Genomic DNA, 14,523 nt, shown 5'->3' with positions numbered 1-14,523 from the left:
GGATGGTGCGTTACGGAAACCGTAACACACCCTACACATACTTAGATTTTTTCATAAATCAAATCCGATTGCTATATATGACCATAATTTTAACTAACGACGACGGCATCGACGCTCCCGGTATCCAAGCTCTGCTGAAAGCTGTAAACGGCAAAAATGCTATTATTGCTGCTCCTGCCGATCATCAGTCTGGCTGTGGACATCAAGTTACCACCACTCGTGCCATCAACCTCCAGCGACGTTCTGAAACTGAGTATGCGATCGCAGGTACTCCCGCTGATTGTGTAAGAATTGCCATAACACAAATTACCGCAGATGTCAAATTTGTGCTTTCAGGTATCAACGCTGGGGGCAATTTGGGAGTCGATGCTTACATTTCTGGCACAGTGGCTGCTGTGCGGGAAGCCGCAATGCACGGTATTCCTGGAGTTGCCATTTCCCACTATCGCAAAGCCAAGCAGAATTTTGATTGGGATCTGGCTGCCAAATTCACCGCTGAAGTTTTAGCGGACTTACTCAAGCGTCCTTTAGAACCGGGAAGCTTCTGGAATGTGAACTTGCCGCATCTGCAACCAGGAGAACCACATCCGGAAATGGTGTTTTGCCAAGCCTGTACCAAACCTTTGCCCGTTAACTATCGAATTGAAGGCGATAATTTTTATTATGTAGGCGAATATGCCAAACGCGATCGCACTCCTGGTAGCGATGTGGATGTATGTTTTTCCGGCAATATTGCGGTAACTCAGTTAAGGGTTTGATACTACTCGCTTCAGATATTAAATACGTAATTTGATCTGAAACTGGGTATTACAAATAAGTACTTTAGATGAAATAGGTTTTCAAAGATGATTTTAACCTTCAGAAATATCAGTGCTGTGTGTGCCGCATTTTTATTAGTCAGTGTTAGCAGCTTTCATAAGTCAGCCATCGCCACTGTAAACAACCAATCCCAACTGATAGCACAGCAAAGTAAAACCCAGCCACACCCAGTTTTTAAATCTATTTTGCCGAAATTAAAGCAAAAGACTCAGATTAAGATTTTATTGCCGAAGTTTATTCCTGAGTCAGATGGGGAAAATCCAATTTACGCGATTATAGAAGCCGCTACGCAAAAAAAGTACGATATTTTACTTGGTTTCAGTCCCGATTGTACTGGTGGAACTGCTTGCCGTTTGGGTGTCATTTCCGCTGAAGCTGTAACCCGCAAAACACCGCGCCTGACTGGTAAACCTGTATCTTTAGCTAAGGGTATTACTGGCTATTTTGTGGATTCTACTTGTGGTGCTAATTGTTCAGATGCGACCTTGACTTGGAGACAACAGGGTGTGCAATATGTTGTTGGGCTAAAAGCAGGCGAACGCACTTCTTTGGTAAAAATGGCTAATTCTGCGATTAATCCCTAGCTAACGTCAGAGTTTGATTGTACTTAAGAGCGAAACAGCTGTGGCAATTGAGAAACATCTATGGCGTAGTTAACAATCCACAGCAAGCTCTAAACATCAGAGCTTCAATAAATCAATATACTTAGTCTCTAGAATAAAACATCTACTAAGGAGCTACAAAAATGACTTCAACTTTTGTTTGCTCTATTTTCTTGTATTAGATGGAGAATCGATGGCACTAAAGAAACAACTATAATTAATCCAATAATCGGTAACAAATATTTATCTACTTGTTCAGGTGGCAGAGATTTTCCTAAGAAAAACCCTAACAGGGTGATGCCGAATGTCCAAACAAAGCCACCGATTAAGTTGTAAGACATAAATGTCCGGTAATGCATCGCACCAATCCCAGCTACAATTGGTGCAAAAGTCCGTACAATGGGTAAAAAACGTGCTAAGACAATCGTTTTTTTACCGTGCTGTTGATAAAAGCTTTGGGTTTTAACAAGATGTTTTTTATGAAACAGCCATGAATCTTCCTTCTGAAATAGTCTTCTGCCAAATTTATGCCCAGTAACATAGCCAACATTGTCACCTAAGACTGCACAAATAAAAGCACCAATAATTAGAACCCAAATGTTCAGTAAATTCTGAGATGCGACAAATCCAGCAGTGAACAATAAACTATCTCCAGGCAGAAAAAAACCAATTAACAAACCAGATTCAGCAAAGACAATCGCCCATACCCCAAAGTAGCCGAGTGATTTTATGAGTTCTGGTAAATCCAGATGCATAGAATTTCTTACCTTTCAACAATAGATCCACAACATCTTAACGTTTAGCAATTTTCTTGAATAAAAAGTAATATTAAATTTACGTAAAGTTCTTGTGTCATCTTGGGAAATGTAATGACAGTTGGTAGCTTTTAAGTTAAGGGTGCAAGATGCAAAGGTATTTGAAAGTACTAAGACTATTTTGGGGTGCTGCGATCGCAGCTGAGTTGGAGTATCGGATTAATTTTTTCATAGCTACCCTCAGCAGCTTGGGAAATCTTGTCGGCAGCCTCTTTGGACTATTCTTGTTTTACCGCACTGGCTATACTTTTAGTGGCTGGACATGGGAAGCAGCTTTAGTAGTTCTAGGAATTTTTACCTTACTTCAAGGATTTTCTGCTACTTTTCTGGCGTCGAACTTGAATCGTATTGTCCGCCATGTCCAGGAAGGCACTTTAGACTTTATATTATTAAAACCTATCCGCAGCCAATTTTGGCTTTCCACCCATACCCTTTCACCTTGGGGACTTCCGGATCTAGTTTTTGGTAGTATTATTATCGGCTATGCAGGTAAACGCCTCGGTATAGGGATAGATGATTATCTACTTGGTGTGCTGCCATTATTGTTTAGCTTAGTGATTTTGTACAGCCTGTGGTTTATGTTGGGAGCGACGAGTATCTGGTTCGTCAAAATATACAACGTTACTGAAGTGCTGCGTGGTTTTTTGGAAGCTGGACGATATCCCATTGCTGCATATCCGACTGCTTACCGCTTTTTCTTTACCTTTGTGATCCCAGTAGTTTTTTTAACTACTGTACCAGCCCAAGTGCTGTTGGGTCGAAGTGAAATTAGTTGGTTGATAGGTGCGGCAATATTAGCAGTAGTGCTGTTTTTTGTTTCTACTTGGTTTTGGCGGTTTGCGTTGCGGTTTTATACTAGTGCTTCGAGTTAAAGAGATATGAAAAGTAATCAAATTCCTCCTGGAAGCTTTGGTGTGCCTGTTTTAGGTGAAACATTATCCTTTGTTTTCGACCGCGACTTTGCTAAAAAGCGCTATCGCCAGTATGGGCCCATCTTCAAAACTCATCTTCTTGGCAGACCAACTGTAGTAATGGCAGGGCCAGAAGCGTTAGAGTTCGTTTTGTCAAGCCATATGGAGAATTTTTCTTGGCGAGAGGGATGGCCTGCTAATTTCAAGATATTGCTGGGTGAATCGCTTTTTGTGCAAGATGGAGAGGAACACCGGAGAAACCGCCGCTTGATGATGCCAGCGTTGCATGGCCCAGCATTGGCGAATTATGTCACCACAATGGAAGATATCACACGTAGTTATCTGCAAAAGTGGGAGAAACAGCAGGAGTTTACCTGGTTCCAAGAATTTAAACAACTAACGTTTGATATTGCCAGTCAATTACTGCTGGGTACGCGTCCTGGCCCCGAATGTGTGCGTTTTAGCCAATTGTTTGCAGCCATGACAAATGGACTGTTTGCGATTAATCCGTTGCCCTTACCATTTACGACATTTGGTAAAGCCATAGCTGCTCGTAATCAGATTTTAGAGCATCTAACTCAAGTTGTTAGAGAACGTCAGCAAAATCCAACTAAAGATGCTCTGAGTTTATTAGTGCAAGCCCAAGATGAAGAAGGTAACCGGATGAGTGAAAAAGAACTCATCGCCCAGTCGTTACTATTACTCTTTGCTGGACATGAAACCACGACTTCGATGCTGACTTGGTTGTGTGTAGAGTTAGCCCGTCATCCAGAAGTACTCAAAACAGCAAGAGTTGAACAATTGCAACTTGCAACTAAAGGTAATTTGGATTTAGAACAATTAGGTAAAATGCCTTATCTAGAGCAGATTTTATCAGAAATTGAAAGATTGCATCAACCTGTAGGAGGTGGGTTTCGTGGTGTAATTAAAGACTTTGAGTTTAACGGTTATCACGTTCCTGCTGGTTGGCAATTATTTTATGCAATTGTGACAACTCATAGCCTAAAGGAAATTTACACCCAACCAGAGCGTTTTGATCCAGATCGTTTCAGTCCGCAACGCCAAGAAAACAAAAAATATCCTTTTAGTTTAGTTGGTTTTGGCGGTGGGCCACGCATCTGTATTGGCATAGCCTTTGCCAAAATGGAAATGAAGATTATTGCTGCTCATCTTCTACGTAGCTATCATTGGGAGATATTACCCAATCAAAGTTTAGAGGTAGTTACGGTTCCCACCAATCGTCCTAAAGATGGCTTGCGAGTTAGATTTCAGCCTCTATGAGATATTCTTTTTATGGCATCTCAAATAGACGTACCTTTGGCTAATGGTGTTTTACAACGCTTGCAAAATGTAAAAGATTTTGTAGGTGAAAGTGTTAACTCTCTGACTGATTCTGCACAACAAGTTGGGGAGTCTTTGAAAGCTAATACTACGCAAACGACTAATAAAGCAATTGATACAGTTACGACAACCTTAGAACAAGGTTGGCAAACAGCTGAACAATTTAAGAGTACAACATCGGGAGCAATTGAAACAGCAATTAGTTCTTCGGTGAGTGATTGGCTAACACAACACCCGATATTTTTTCGGTTAGTTCAAGTACTAGTTTGGGCGACTAATCACCCAATTATTAGTTTAGTGATTCTGGTGTTCGCTCTTGCCCTACTTTGGAGCATCATCAAAGCAATTGTTCGCTTGATTGAAACAGCTAGTTGGTCAATACTCCAAATTCCGTTAAAATTGCTTCAGGCTTTGATTAAAGCTAGCTTTCAATCCTTAACTAAAGTTGGTAGCTTTGGAATTCAAAAAATTACAGCTACTAAAACAAGTGATAACCTGCCTAGTTTGCTACCTGAAAATTTTCAACCCAATAAGCAACAACGATTAGTAGAAATTTCTAGTCGTTTGGAAGCAATTCAAAAGGAACAGCATGAGCTTTTACAAGAAGCCGCAGACTTGATTGCTTCCGACACAATTGATATAGAAATATCAAAAATCAAACAGCTAAAAACCGTTGAATCACATCTTGGCTGAGTTCGGCTGTGGAACCAGAAGCGACAATACCACCTTTTTGCATAGCGTAATAGTAATCAGCCTGACGGACAAAGTGCAAATGTTGCTCTACCAATAACACAGAAATGCCTGTGGTTTCGACGATGCGACGGACTGCGGCTTCAATTTCTAGGATGATGGAGGGTTGAATACCTTCCGTGGGTTCATCTAAAACGAGTAATTGAGGTTCTCCCATTAAAGCACGTGCGATCGCTAGTTGTTGCTGCTGTCCCCCACTCAAATCACCACCCATCCGCGAAAGCATGGTTTTTAACACCGGGAATAAGCTAAAAACTTCTTCTGGAATTTCTGCTTTTTTGACTGGTTTGCGTCTGGCTTCCAACCCCAGCAGGAGATTTTCTTTGACTGTTAAACGAGGGATAATTTCTCGTCCTTGGGGGACATAACCAATTCCTAATTTTGCCCTTTGGTCGGGAGATTTCGAGTTGATTAATTCTTCAGCTAAGTTAATTGTACCGCTACGGGGTTTGAGTAAACCCATGATGGTTTTGAGTAGGGTTGTTTTACCTACACCATTGCGTCCGATTAGGCAGACCATTTGACCGGATGGTACGGTTAAATCTACATTGCGGAGAATGTGGCTTTCGCCGTAGTAAACGTTGAGGTTAGAGATTTTTAGCATAATAAAATTCAGTTTGTATTCAAACCGAAACTTACAAAGCAGAATCAAAAATTTGTTGTGCTGTCAAGTTGAGTTGGGGGAATAAAGGCGATACAATAAAATTATTTTCTCTAAACACAGTCATTTGATAATCTCCGTCAACTAATTCGCAAATTGTAATAGTTTTTTGTTTAGGATTACCAGTAAATCTTTTGCCACCGATCGCAGCATAGTCTACAATCCAATACTCAGGAATCCCCATCTCTTCATAATCCCTGAACTTGTCATAGTAGTCGTCTCGCCAGTTGGTGCTAACAACTTCAACAGCTAGTGGGATAGATGCAGCTTGAATAACAGTCGATTGCTTGCTCCACAGAGGTTCATTCACGAGATTGCCATGATTTAATAGCAAAATATCAGGAGAATAGGTTGAATTATTGCTCTGAATTTTGACAAAGGCAGTTTTGGGGATGCGAAACGGAAGTCCTATTTGCAAAAACTGGAAGGTTATCTGTGCCGCCAAAAATCCAACAACATTTTCGTGTTCACCAGTTGGGGCGAAGATTTCTACAATGACTCCTTTATGTAGTTCATATCGCGCCCCGTTTGAGGGGTACCACTCGATAAATTGTTCAAAGGTTACTAACTTGGGTAGGGTTTGAGTCATAGTTACCACCTCCACATATATTTGACTTTACCATCACTGCCCCTGGATTGTGGCGCAAGATAAGAGATATACCAGTAAGCTTTATTAGAATACTAAAGCCACTCAAGTCTGTAGCGACTACTCCTAAGTCTGTAGCGACTACTCCCAAGTCTGTAGCGACTACTCCCAAGTCTGTAGCGACTACTCTCAAGTCTGTAGCGATTACTCCCAAGTCTGTAACGACTACTCCCAAGTCTGTAGCGGTTACTCTCAAGTCTGTAGCGACTACTCCCAAGTCTGTAGCGACTACTCCCAAGTCTGTAGCGACTACTCCCAAGTCTGTAGCGACTACTCTCAAGTCTGTAGCGACTACTCCCAAGTCTGTAACGACTACTCCCAAGTCTGTAGCGGTTACTCTCAAGTCTGTAGCGGTTACTCTCAAGTCTGTAGCGGTTACTCTCAAGTCTGTAGCGACTACTCCCAAGTCTGTAGCGACTACTCCCAAGTCTGTAGCGGTTACTCCCAAGTCTGTAGCGACTACTCTCGTGTTTCCTACCTTTTGCCTCTTACCTTCCTACATGAGTAATTATATACCGAGATATTACTGGTATAAGCTAAAAATTTTACGATCAGAAATTGCGATTTATGCTGAACCGGAATCGGGTTTAATTGAGGCAAGCTAGCTGTAGAAGTATCTTAAAAGAGCAAATTTATGTCTCGTCAAAAACGTACATCCCGCGTTTTAGAAAAAGCTGAGTTAAGAGCATCTGGGATGAAATCGATTGTTCCAAGCATTAAATTTGAAGAAGATTATACTTTAGAAAAACTGATTGAGTCAATCGAACAGTTACGTAACAAAATTGATGTTCATAATAGCGCTCTGGCTATAGTTGACTCTTCTTTAACAGAAGTCGAAGAGATGGAAAAAAACTTGAAACAGCTTTCTGAAAAAATGTTAATGGTGGTTGCTATCAAGTACGGCAAAGACAGCGCTGAATATGAAATGGCGGGAGGTGTTCGCAATAGCGATCGCATTCGCAAAATGAGATCGAGCCGCTTAAAAAATATTGCAGAACAAGCATCAGATAAGAATGGTAAAACTGCATAGAAAACGAGATAATTTGACTTGTATATACACCGCAGCGTTAGCAAGTCTTGTCTGCGACACGCTACGCGTAGCTTGCGGAGCGTGCCGTAGGCAAGTGGTACGACCGTCACAGCCCCTTGTAGACATCGCTATGTAATATCCAAGCTGTGCATCAACTCATAAGCGCAAGAATGGAAAAAAATGTGGAGTTTCTTTTTCCAGTTATTATGATGTACTTCTTCACCACACTATCATTTAGTGATAGTCTATCTAGGGTAAGAAGGCAAAGCAAATGACCCAAAGGACGAAAACTCAAAAACTGCTGACCTTAGAGGAATATCTTACCTATGACGATGGTACAGACACGCGCTCTACTTGGTGAGTCTCTATGGTAAGTGGCAAACCGCGCTCGGCACGAACTTGTAGGCAGGCAGCTATCGCATCTTTGATATTCTCTAGTGCTTCTTCCTTAGTCTGACCTTGACTGACACAACCCGGAATGCTGGGGCATTCTACTATCCATGCACCATCTTCATCACGATCAACCGTTACATTAAACCTCATATTTCCTCATCCACTAAGCTTGTGACTATAGTATATCTAAGCCTTGTAGAGCTAAAAATTTAGTCTTCCTGTTTTCCCAAATAAACCTCAATCACACGCGAGTCATTTTGGACTTCTTCAAAATTTCCTTCGCACAGCACCGAACCTTCATGTAATACTGTTACTTTCTTGGCAATTTGACGCACGAATTCCATATCGTGTTCAATTACTAAAATTGAATGACTTTGCGCTAGTGCTAAAAGTAATTCGCCAATATTATAGGTTTCTTCATCTGTTAAACCCGCAACTGGTTCATCAACAAGTAATAAATCAGGTGACTGTGCCACTAACATCCCAATTTCTAAACGTTGCTTTTCTCCGTGAGAAAGTAAAGCTGCTCTGATATCTGCTTTCGGTGTTAAGCCGATGGTTTCTAATAATCCTTTAATATTATTTTTTTCAATAGTATTAGAACGTTCAAACAAAGTAGAAAAAACATTTTTATTCTTGTTACTGGTAATTTCTAAATTTTCACGGGGCGTTAAATTCAGGTAAATTCGGGGTGTTTGAAACTTGCGCCCAATTCCCAATCGGGCAATTTTATATTCAGGTAAAGAACGCAGGTTTCTGCCTTTGAATAAAACTCGCCCAAGGGTTGGTTGCACTTTCCCCGTAATCACATCTAGAAATGTTGTCTTTCCAGCGCCGTTGGGGCCAATTACTACTCGTAATTCACCCACATCCATACTAAAGTTAAGCTGGTTTAAAGCCTTAAAACCATCAAAACTAACAGTTACGTTTTCAGTTTCCAATATTTTCGCGTTCATGTTGCACTTCGGGGTCTTCTTCCAAGGTGGGATATGTAGCAATTTGTTGACGACGGTTGAAAAAGGAAATATTCTGACTACGCAACCATCCCACGATGCCGTCAGGAAGGACTGTGACGACTATCAAAAATAGTGCGCCTTGGAAAAATAGCCAGATTTCGGCAAATTGTTCGCTTAAAAAAGTGCGGGCATAATTTACTAACAAAGTTCCGACAATCGCCCCAATCAAAGTAGCGCGTCCGCCTACAGCTACCCAAATCACCATTTCAATCGAAAAGGCAATATCCATTGCTCTGGGTGATACAGAACCACTCTGAATAGTGTAAAATGCTCCTGCTATGCCTGCGATCGCACCTGAAACTGCAAACACCAGCACTTTAAAATCTGTAGGGTCGTAGCCAGAAAATCTTACTCGACTTTCATCATCACGAATCGCTATCAACAATCTCCCAAAGCGTCCAGTTGTCAACCAGCGACAAATCCCGTAGGTGATTGCGAGAAACACTACCGTTAGGGTGTAGAAAACAAACTGTGTTTTCGCATCGCTGACCGTTGCCCCAAACAAAGTTGTAAAATCTATCAGTCCGTTCGTGCCGTTGAAAAATTGTTGTTGACCGTTAAAGAAGTTGAAAAATACAATAGTTCCGGCTTGGGTCAAGATAGAGAAATAAACTCCCTTGAGGCGATTTCGGAAAACCAAATATCCCAGCAATCCCGCCAATAACCCTGGAATTAGTACCACAAAAACTATTGTCAAAGGAAAAGAATAAAAAGGTTGCCAAAAGGCGGGAAGTTCCGTAACCCCATAAAGCCCCATGAAATCAGGTAATTCACCAGTAGGGACTTGCAGTTTCAGGTACATTGCGATCGCATATCCACCCAAACCAAAGAAAATACCATGTCCCAAACTTAGTAAACCAGTATAACCCCAAATCAAATCGATACCCAAAGCCACAATCGCCAGCGACAAAAATCGCCCCAACAAATTCAGGCGAAACTCCGAAAGAACTAATGGCATAATGATAATGAGGAAGAGTGCGATCGCTACCACTACGCCCACCTCAATTAATATTAACTTTCCTCCCTTCTTTTTCATTCTCTGCCCCCTCTGCGTCTCTGCGGTTTAAACATCAACAGTACGCCCCTTCTGCGGAAAAATCCCCCCAGGCTTCCACTGTAAAAACACAATAATCAGCGCAAATACCATCACCTTCGCCATACTCGTCGTGGCAAAAAAAGTAAAGAAATCTGCCAAAGGTTTAACAGGAGTTAACAACAAAGCCAGAGTCCCAGAACCAATTAAAAAATTAGCCGTACCAATACCCAAAGCTGCCACAATAGTACCGGCTAAATTGCCCACACCACCGACAACAACCACCATAAAAGTATCGATAATATAATTTTGTCCCGTATTTGGGCCTACAGAACCGAGCAAACTAATCGCACATCCAGCCACACCAGCTAAACCAGAACCCAATGCAAAAGTAATCGCATCAACCTTTTGAGTTGGAATACCCAAACAAGCGCTCATACTCCGATTTTGCGTCACAGCCCGAATTCTTAAACCCCAGCTAGAACGTTGTAAAAATAAATAAATTCCCCCTACACAGATTATTGTTAAAGCAATAATAAATAATCTGGCAAATGGTAATTGTACACCACCTAAAGACATCCCTGCTTGTAACCAAGTAGGCGCAGTTACATCAACATTTTGAGCACCAAACCAAGGTTGAGTTACTGCTAACTGATAAGTTTGACTTAATAAATTGCCCGTTGTGATTGTCACCCCCAGCGATAATAAAAATATCACCGTCACAATCCAGTTACGAACTCTTCCTAAATCAGTGCGGGAATTTAAAATCCATAAACCTCCAAAAAACAACAGAGAGAACAGGCCTATGCCAATTATTAATACCCAATTCACGCTGCGGACAAACTGTTGAAAAATTAAACTTACTCCCCAAGTTGCTAGTAAAGTTTCTAATGGGCGTCCATAGAGATAACGAATCACGCCTCTTTCTAGAATTAATCCCACAGCAGCCGTGAAAATAAAAGCAATAATTAAAGCCAAAAATATATAGACTTCAAACCACACTCCACCCAATTGTTTGCAGACATTTTGCACAACATAAGTTGTATAAGCGCCAAACATCATCAATTCACCATGCGCCATATTGATGACGCCCATCAATCCAAATATAATTGCCAGTCCCAACGCGGCAATTAATAACACAGCGCCAATACTAATACCATTAAATACAGCTTCTAAGAATCCTGCTAACACTTATTTCTCCACAATAGCTATCAGCTTTTTTAGTCATCAGTCCTTTGTCCTTTGTCCTTTGTTGCTTGTAACTATTAACCGATGACTAATGACAAATGACTAATGACTAATGACTAATGAATTAAACTTTCTTGTACTTACCACCTTTAGCAGGGTCAGTCCAATCACAAGCAAATCCCTTAGTCTCTTTCACAAATTGATTCCAAGGAACTGGCTCAACTGCTGTCGGAGTAGCATAGACAATATCAAACAAACCATCTTGCCTAACTTGACCAATCCGTACAACTTTGGATATGTGATGATTGGCATCCATTGTCACTTTACCTTCAGGCGCATCTAGAGTTTGACCATAAGCCGCAGCACTCACTTTAGCTATGTCTGTAGTACCAGCTTTTTGTACTGCTTGCTTCCACAAATAAACTGCGATGTATGCTGCTTCCATTGGGTCATTTGTCACCCGATTTTCACCGTACTCTTTTTTGAAAGCTGCCACAAACTTCTTATTGGCAGGTGTGTCTACTGTTTGAAAATAGTTCCAAGCTGCATAGTGACCTTTGAGATACTCTACACCAATTGCTTTGACTTCTTCTTCAGCAATACTTACAGACATAGAGGGATATTTATCTGGTGTCAATCCAGCCCCTTTTAATTGCTTGAAGAAAGCAACGTTGCTATCACCATTCAGTGTGTTATAAATCACGCCACCATTGGGCAAATTTTGCTTAATTTTAGTGATAATTGGTGTAACTTCCGTGTTACCAAGAGGTAAATAATCTTCACCAACTGTTTTTCCGCCTAATGCTTCTAGTTGAGCTTTAATGATGGTATTAGCAGTACGGGGAAAAACGTAGTCAGAACCAACTAAGAAGAATTCTTTGCCCTTATTTTTTAACAGCCAATCAACAGATGGTTCGATTTGTTGATTTGGCGCAGCGCCAGTGTAGAAAATATTTTTAGAACACTCTTGACCTTCGTATTGCACAGGATACCAGAGCATGTGGTTTTTGCTCTCGAATACTGGCTTGACATTCTTGCGGCTAGCAGAAGTCCAACAACCAAAAACTACAGCGACTTTATCTTGATCGATTAGCTTAGTTGCCTTTTCTCTAAAAGTATCCCAGTTAGAAGCACCATCTTCAGTAATTGCTTCAATTTGTTTACCTAAGACACCACCAGCAGCGTTAATTTCTTTGATTGCTAATTTCTCAGCATCAACAACGCTTTTTTCACTAATAGACATCGTACCACTCAGAGAGTGTAAAATACCTACTTTAATGGTGCCACCAGCAGTAGCCGCAGCTGGTGAAGCAGCAGGAGGCGCAGTTGGAGTCTCTGTAGCAGCTGGGGAATTATTCGCGCAAGCTTTCAAAAAAAAGCTGCTTCCAAAAGTTAAAGAACCGTAGATTAAAAACTTGCGTCGGTTAATTTGTCTTCTCATATCTTTATGAATTTTCCTCTTGATGAATCAGCCAACTCATAGGAAGCTGACAATATCAATCTTTAAAGTGTGATATTAGTGCGATAGTTTACTAGTAAAAAGTGACGCCTTATACAAAAAACTTTGTTTTTGTAATAAAAAACAAAGTTTTTAATATTAAAGTTTGTTAACTTTATAAAGATTCTCATATCTATGCAATACGTTATAGAGCATACAGTTCAGTTAAGAAAAATTGTAGGTAGGGTTAAGCAAAGCGCAACCCAACAAAGCCCCAGAAATGTTGGGTTACCCTGGGGGATCTTGCTACGTTCCTCAAACGCCACTTGCTTCTCCCAAGGGGAGACGCTACGCGAACAAGTCGGGAAACCGCAAGGGCGCAGTGGCTCCCCAACTTACGCAATTTAAGGGTTTTGGCGCTAACCCAAGCGTATTGCGTTATGGAGAATAAAAAAATTTTTCTTCCACGAACGTTTAAGATTTTAGACAGTTAAAAACGACTATATTTTTTCAAAATTCTGGTCGGTGATGAACAGATAACTGCTTAACATCAGTCACATCGTAAGTCAGATTAACTGCACCATTAAAGTTGGCAGTTGGGGTGAAGGTATAAGTCCCATTATTGTTATTTACCAATGCACCGTTAGTCGCAGTTAAGTTGGTAACCGAGAGGATATCACTGGTATCTACATCGGTAAAACCTGCCAATAAGTCAGCCGCAGTAATATTGATAGCAGTATCTTCTGCTGTGTTGCTTAACGTCGCAGTGGGCGAACCTGTTGGCGCATCGTTAACTGGGGTTACAGAGAAAGTCTGAGTTTGTCCAGTTAAGGTTGCTGTGCCATCAGTGACATCGTAGGTCAGATTAACTGCGCCATTAAAGTTGGCAGTTGGAGTGAAGGTATAAGTCCCATTCAAGTTGTCCACCAATGCACCGTTAGTCGCAGTTAAGTTAACAACGGAGAGGGTACTATCCACATCGCTGAACCCTGCTAATAAGTCAGTCGCAGTAATTGTGATGGCTGTATCTTCGGCGGTGTTGCTTAACGTGGCTGTGGGTGAACCAGTGGGCGCACTGTCATTCTCGAAGAACACGGTATTGCCGCTAACATTACCCACAAAAGCATCCACGTCCCCATCGCCATCGATATCGGCTAAAGTGGGTGAAGAAATAGTACCCACACTCGTCAGTCCGAAGGGGTTGGTGGCTTCAAAGGTGAAGATGGGAGCAGCCGTAGTTCCAGTGTTGCGGTAGAACTTGGCAGTGTCCGTGAAAGTACCCACAAAAGCATCCAAGTCACCATCGTTATCGATATCGGCAAAGGCGGGTGAAGCCACAAACTCATTCGCCAGTCCGAAGGGGTTGATGCCTTCAAGGGTGAAACTGGGAGCAGCCGTAGTTCCAGTGTTGCGGTAGAAGCTGATACCGTTGTTCTGACTACCCACAAAAACATCCAAGTCTCCATCGTTATCGATATCGGCAAAGGTGGGTTTAGCAGAAAGTCCCACATTCGTCAGTCCGAAGGGATTGGTGGCTTCTAAGGTGAAGCTGGGAACAGCCGAAGTTCCAGTGTTGCGGTAGAACACGGTATTGCCGCTACCACTACCCACAAAAGCATCCAAGTCTCCATCGCCATCGATATCGGCTAAGGTGGGTTTAGAAGAAAGTGTTACACCCGTCAGTCCGAAGGGGTTGGTAATTGGGGCTTTAAAATTCGGGTCAGCCATGTTAGTTTTCTCTTGATTCAAGTGTAGGGTTAATCAACTTACTCGTTTGCCGCACTTCCCCTACCCCAGTTAAATAGGCAGGGTGGTTTCATACAACGAGAGAAAAATAATAATGATTTGTAGAGGGTAGAGAAAAATGGATAACTAACAAG

General features: G+C 41.6%; 16 protein-coding genes. 6 read left to right on the top strand and 10 right to left on the bottom strand.

What is annotated here, in order from left to right; translation table 11 throughout:
- Positions 1–77: 77 nt before the first annotated feature.
- The gene (surE, locus tag RM347_RS34250; protein ID WP_322717048.1) at positions 78–758 is read left to right on the top strand and encodes a 5'/3'-nucleotidase SurE; all 681 of its coding nucleotides are present in this window, start codon (positions 78–80) and stop codon (positions 756–758) included.
- An 87-nt stretch (positions 759–845) separates the two neighbouring features.
- Positions 846–1,403 (top strand): hypothetical protein, encoded by a 558-nt coding sequence (locus RM347_RS34245; protein WP_322717049.1) that lies wholly within the window; start codon positions 846–848, stop codon positions 1,401–1,403.
- A 167-nt stretch (positions 1,404–1,570) separates the two neighbouring features.
- Here RM347_RS34245 and RM347_RS34240 read toward each other — a convergent pair whose 3' ends face one another.
- A complete protein-coding gene (locus RM347_RS34240) occupies positions 1,571–2,176 on the bottom strand; it encodes a DedA family protein (RefSeq protein ID WP_322717050.1) in 606 nt (201 codons plus the stop codon).
- Between the two features lie 149 nt (positions 2,177–2,325).
- Between RM347_RS34240 and RM347_RS34235 the strand changes: the two genes are divergently transcribed.
- Genes RM347_RS34235 through RM347_RS34225 form a run of 3 tightly spaced genes read left to right on the top strand, consistent with a single transcriptional unit; the run spans position 2,326 to position 5,181 of the window.
- Positions 2,326–3,108, top strand: coding sequence for an ABC transporter permease (locus RM347_RS34235; protein ID WP_322717051.1), 783 nt, complete (start codon positions 2,326–2,328; stop codon positions 3,106–3,108).
- A gap of 6 nt (positions 3,109–3,114) precedes the next feature.
- Complete coding sequence (locus RM347_RS34230; RefSeq protein ID WP_322717052.1) at positions 3,115–4,428, top strand: cytochrome P450; 1,314 nt, start codon at positions 3,115–3,117, stop codon at positions 4,426–4,428.
- A 12-nt stretch (positions 4,429–4,440) separates the two neighbouring features.
- Complete coding sequence (locus RM347_RS34225) at positions 4,441–5,181, top strand: hypothetical protein (protein WP_322717053.1); 741 nt, start codon at positions 4,441–4,443, stop codon at positions 5,179–5,181.
- On the opposite strand, the gene urtE is transcribed toward RM347_RS34225, so the two are convergent.
- From urtE to RM347_RS34210, 3 genes are read right to left on the bottom strand one after another with little or no spacing between them, the layout of a single operon-like run.
- Positions 5,144–5,842 carry an urea ABC transporter ATP-binding subunit UrtE gene (gene urtE / locus RM347_RS34220; RefSeq protein ID WP_322717054.1) on the bottom strand — a complete coding sequence of 233 codons (699 nt, stop codon included), beginning with the start codon at positions 5,840–5,842 and terminating at the stop codon, positions 5,144–5,146. The genes RM347_RS34225 and urtE overlap by 38 nt on opposite strands.
- A 31-nt stretch (positions 5,843–5,873) precedes the next feature.
- Positions 5,874–6,488 (bottom strand): Uma2 family endonuclease, encoded by a 615-nt coding sequence (locus RM347_RS34215; protein ID WP_322717055.1) that lies wholly within the window; start codon positions 6,486–6,488, stop codon positions 5,874–5,876.
- Positions 6,454–6,993, bottom strand: coding sequence for a hypothetical protein (locus RM347_RS34210; protein ID WP_322717056.1), 540 nt, complete (start codon positions 6,991–6,993; stop codon positions 6,454–6,456). Before RM347_RS34210 ends, RM347_RS34215 begins: the two co-directional genes overlap by 35 nt.
- A 186-nt stretch (positions 6,994–7,179) precedes the next feature.
- Here RM347_RS34210 and RM347_RS34205 point away from each other — a divergent pair, with 186 nt between their 5' ends.
- A complete protein-coding gene (locus tag RM347_RS34205) occupies positions 7,180–7,575 on the top strand; it encodes a hypothetical protein (protein WP_322717057.1) in 396 nt (131 codons plus the stop codon).
- Positions 7,576–7,899: 324 nt separating this feature from the next.
- Here RM347_RS34205 and RM347_RS34200 read toward each other — a convergent pair whose 3' ends face one another.
- From RM347_RS34200 to RM347_RS34175, 6 genes are all read right to left on the bottom strand, one after another.
- Positions 7,900–8,118, bottom strand: a complete 219-nt coding sequence (locus RM347_RS34200) for a type II toxin-antitoxin system HicB family antitoxin (RefSeq protein ID WP_322717058.1) — start codon at positions 8,116–8,118, stop codon at positions 7,900–7,902.
- A gap of 59 nt (positions 8,119–8,177) precedes the next feature.
- Positions 8,178–8,924 carry an urea ABC transporter ATP-binding protein UrtD gene (gene urtD, locus RM347_RS34195; RefSeq protein ID WP_322717059.1) on the bottom strand — a complete coding sequence of 249 codons (747 nt, stop codon included), beginning with the start codon at positions 8,922–8,924 and terminating at the stop codon, positions 8,178–8,180.
- Positions 8,899–10,020 carry an urea ABC transporter permease subunit UrtC gene (gene urtC / locus RM347_RS34190; RefSeq protein WP_322717060.1) on the bottom strand — a complete coding sequence of 374 codons (1,122 nt, stop codon included), beginning with the start codon at positions 10,018–10,020 and terminating at the stop codon, positions 8,899–8,901. Before urtC ends, urtD begins: the two co-directional genes overlap by 26 nt.
- Positions 10,021–10,047: 27 nt before the next feature.
- Positions 10,048–11,208, bottom strand: a complete 1,161-nt coding sequence (gene urtB / locus RM347_RS34185) for an urea ABC transporter permease subunit UrtB (protein ID WP_322717061.1) — start codon at positions 11,206–11,208, stop codon at positions 10,048–10,050.
- Between the two features lie 121 nt (positions 11,209–11,329).
- Positions 11,330–12,646, bottom strand: coding sequence for an urea ABC transporter substrate-binding protein (gene urtA / locus RM347_RS34180; RefSeq protein WP_322717062.1), 1,317 nt, complete (start codon positions 12,644–12,646; stop codon positions 11,330–11,332).
- A 507-nt stretch (positions 12,647–13,153) separates the two neighbouring features.
- Positions 13,154–14,371 (bottom strand): cadherin-like domain-containing protein, encoded by a 1,218-nt coding sequence (locus RM347_RS34175; protein WP_322717063.1) that lies wholly within the window; start codon positions 14,369–14,371, stop codon positions 13,154–13,156.
- Positions 14,372–14,523 lie beyond the last annotated feature (152 nt).

The organism is Nostoc sp. ChiQUE02 (assembly GCF_034531305.2).
GTDB lineage: Bacteria > Cyanobacteriota > Cyanobacteriia > Cyanobacteriales > Nostocaceae > Nostoc.
Note: the sequence above shows the minus strand (reverse complement) of the source record. Positions and strands in the feature narration are given on the sequence as shown.

What these genes read in the sequence shown, in the direction of transcription:
- RM347_RS34240 (WP_322717050.1), bottom strand. Translation starts at nt 2,176, where the DNA reads ATGCATCTGGATTTACCAGAACTCATAAAATCACTCGGCTACTTTGGG.
- urtA (WP_322717062.1), bottom strand. Translation starts at nt 12,646, where the DNA reads ATGAGAAGACAAATTAACCGACGCAAGTTTTTAATCTACGGTTCTTTA.
- RM347_RS34175 (WP_322717063.1), bottom strand. Translation starts at nt 14,371, where the DNA reads ATGGCTGACCCGAATTTTAAAGCCCCAATTACCAACCCCTTCGGACTG.
- RM347_RS34205 (WP_322717057.1), top strand. Translation starts at nt 7,180, where the DNA reads ATGTCTCGTCAAAAACGTACATCCCGCGTTTTAGAAAAAGCTGAGTTA.
- urtC (WP_322717060.1), bottom strand. Translation starts at nt 10,020, where the DNA reads ATGAAAAAGAAGGGAGGAAAGTTAATATTAATTGAGGTGGGCGTAGTG.
- RM347_RS34215 (WP_322717055.1), bottom strand. Translation starts at nt 6,488, where the DNA reads ATGACTCAAACCCTACCCAAGTTAGTAACCTTTGAACAATTTATCGAG.
- urtE (WP_322717054.1), bottom strand. Translation starts at nt 5,842, where the DNA reads ATGCTAAAAATCTCTAACCTCAACGTTTACTACGGCGAAAGCCACATT.
- RM347_RS34230 (WP_322717052.1), top strand. Translation starts at nt 3,115, where the DNA reads ATGAAAAGTAATCAAATTCCTCCTGGAAGCTTTGGTGTGCCTGTTTTA.
- RM347_RS34245 (WP_322717049.1), top strand. Translation starts at nt 846, where the DNA reads ATGATTTTAACCTTCAGAAATATCAGTGCTGTGTGTGCCGCATTTTTA.
- surE (WP_322717048.1), top strand. Translation starts at nt 78, where the DNA reads ATGACCATAATTTTAACTAACGACGACGGCATCGACGCTCCCGGTATC.
- urtD (WP_322717059.1), bottom strand. Translation starts at nt 8,924, where the DNA reads ATGAACGCGAAAATATTGGAAACTGAAAACGTAACTGTTAGTTTTGAT.
- RM347_RS34200 (WP_322717058.1), bottom strand. Translation starts at nt 8,118, where the DNA reads ATGAGGTTTAATGTAACGGTTGATCGTGATGAAGATGGTGCATGGATA.
- RM347_RS34235 (WP_322717051.1), top strand. Translation starts at nt 2,326, where the DNA reads ATGCAAAGGTATTTGAAAGTACTAAGACTATTTTGGGGTGCTGCGATC.
- RM347_RS34225 (WP_322717053.1), top strand. Translation starts at nt 4,441, where the DNA reads ATGGCATCTCAAATAGACGTACCTTTGGCTAATGGTGTTTTACAACGC.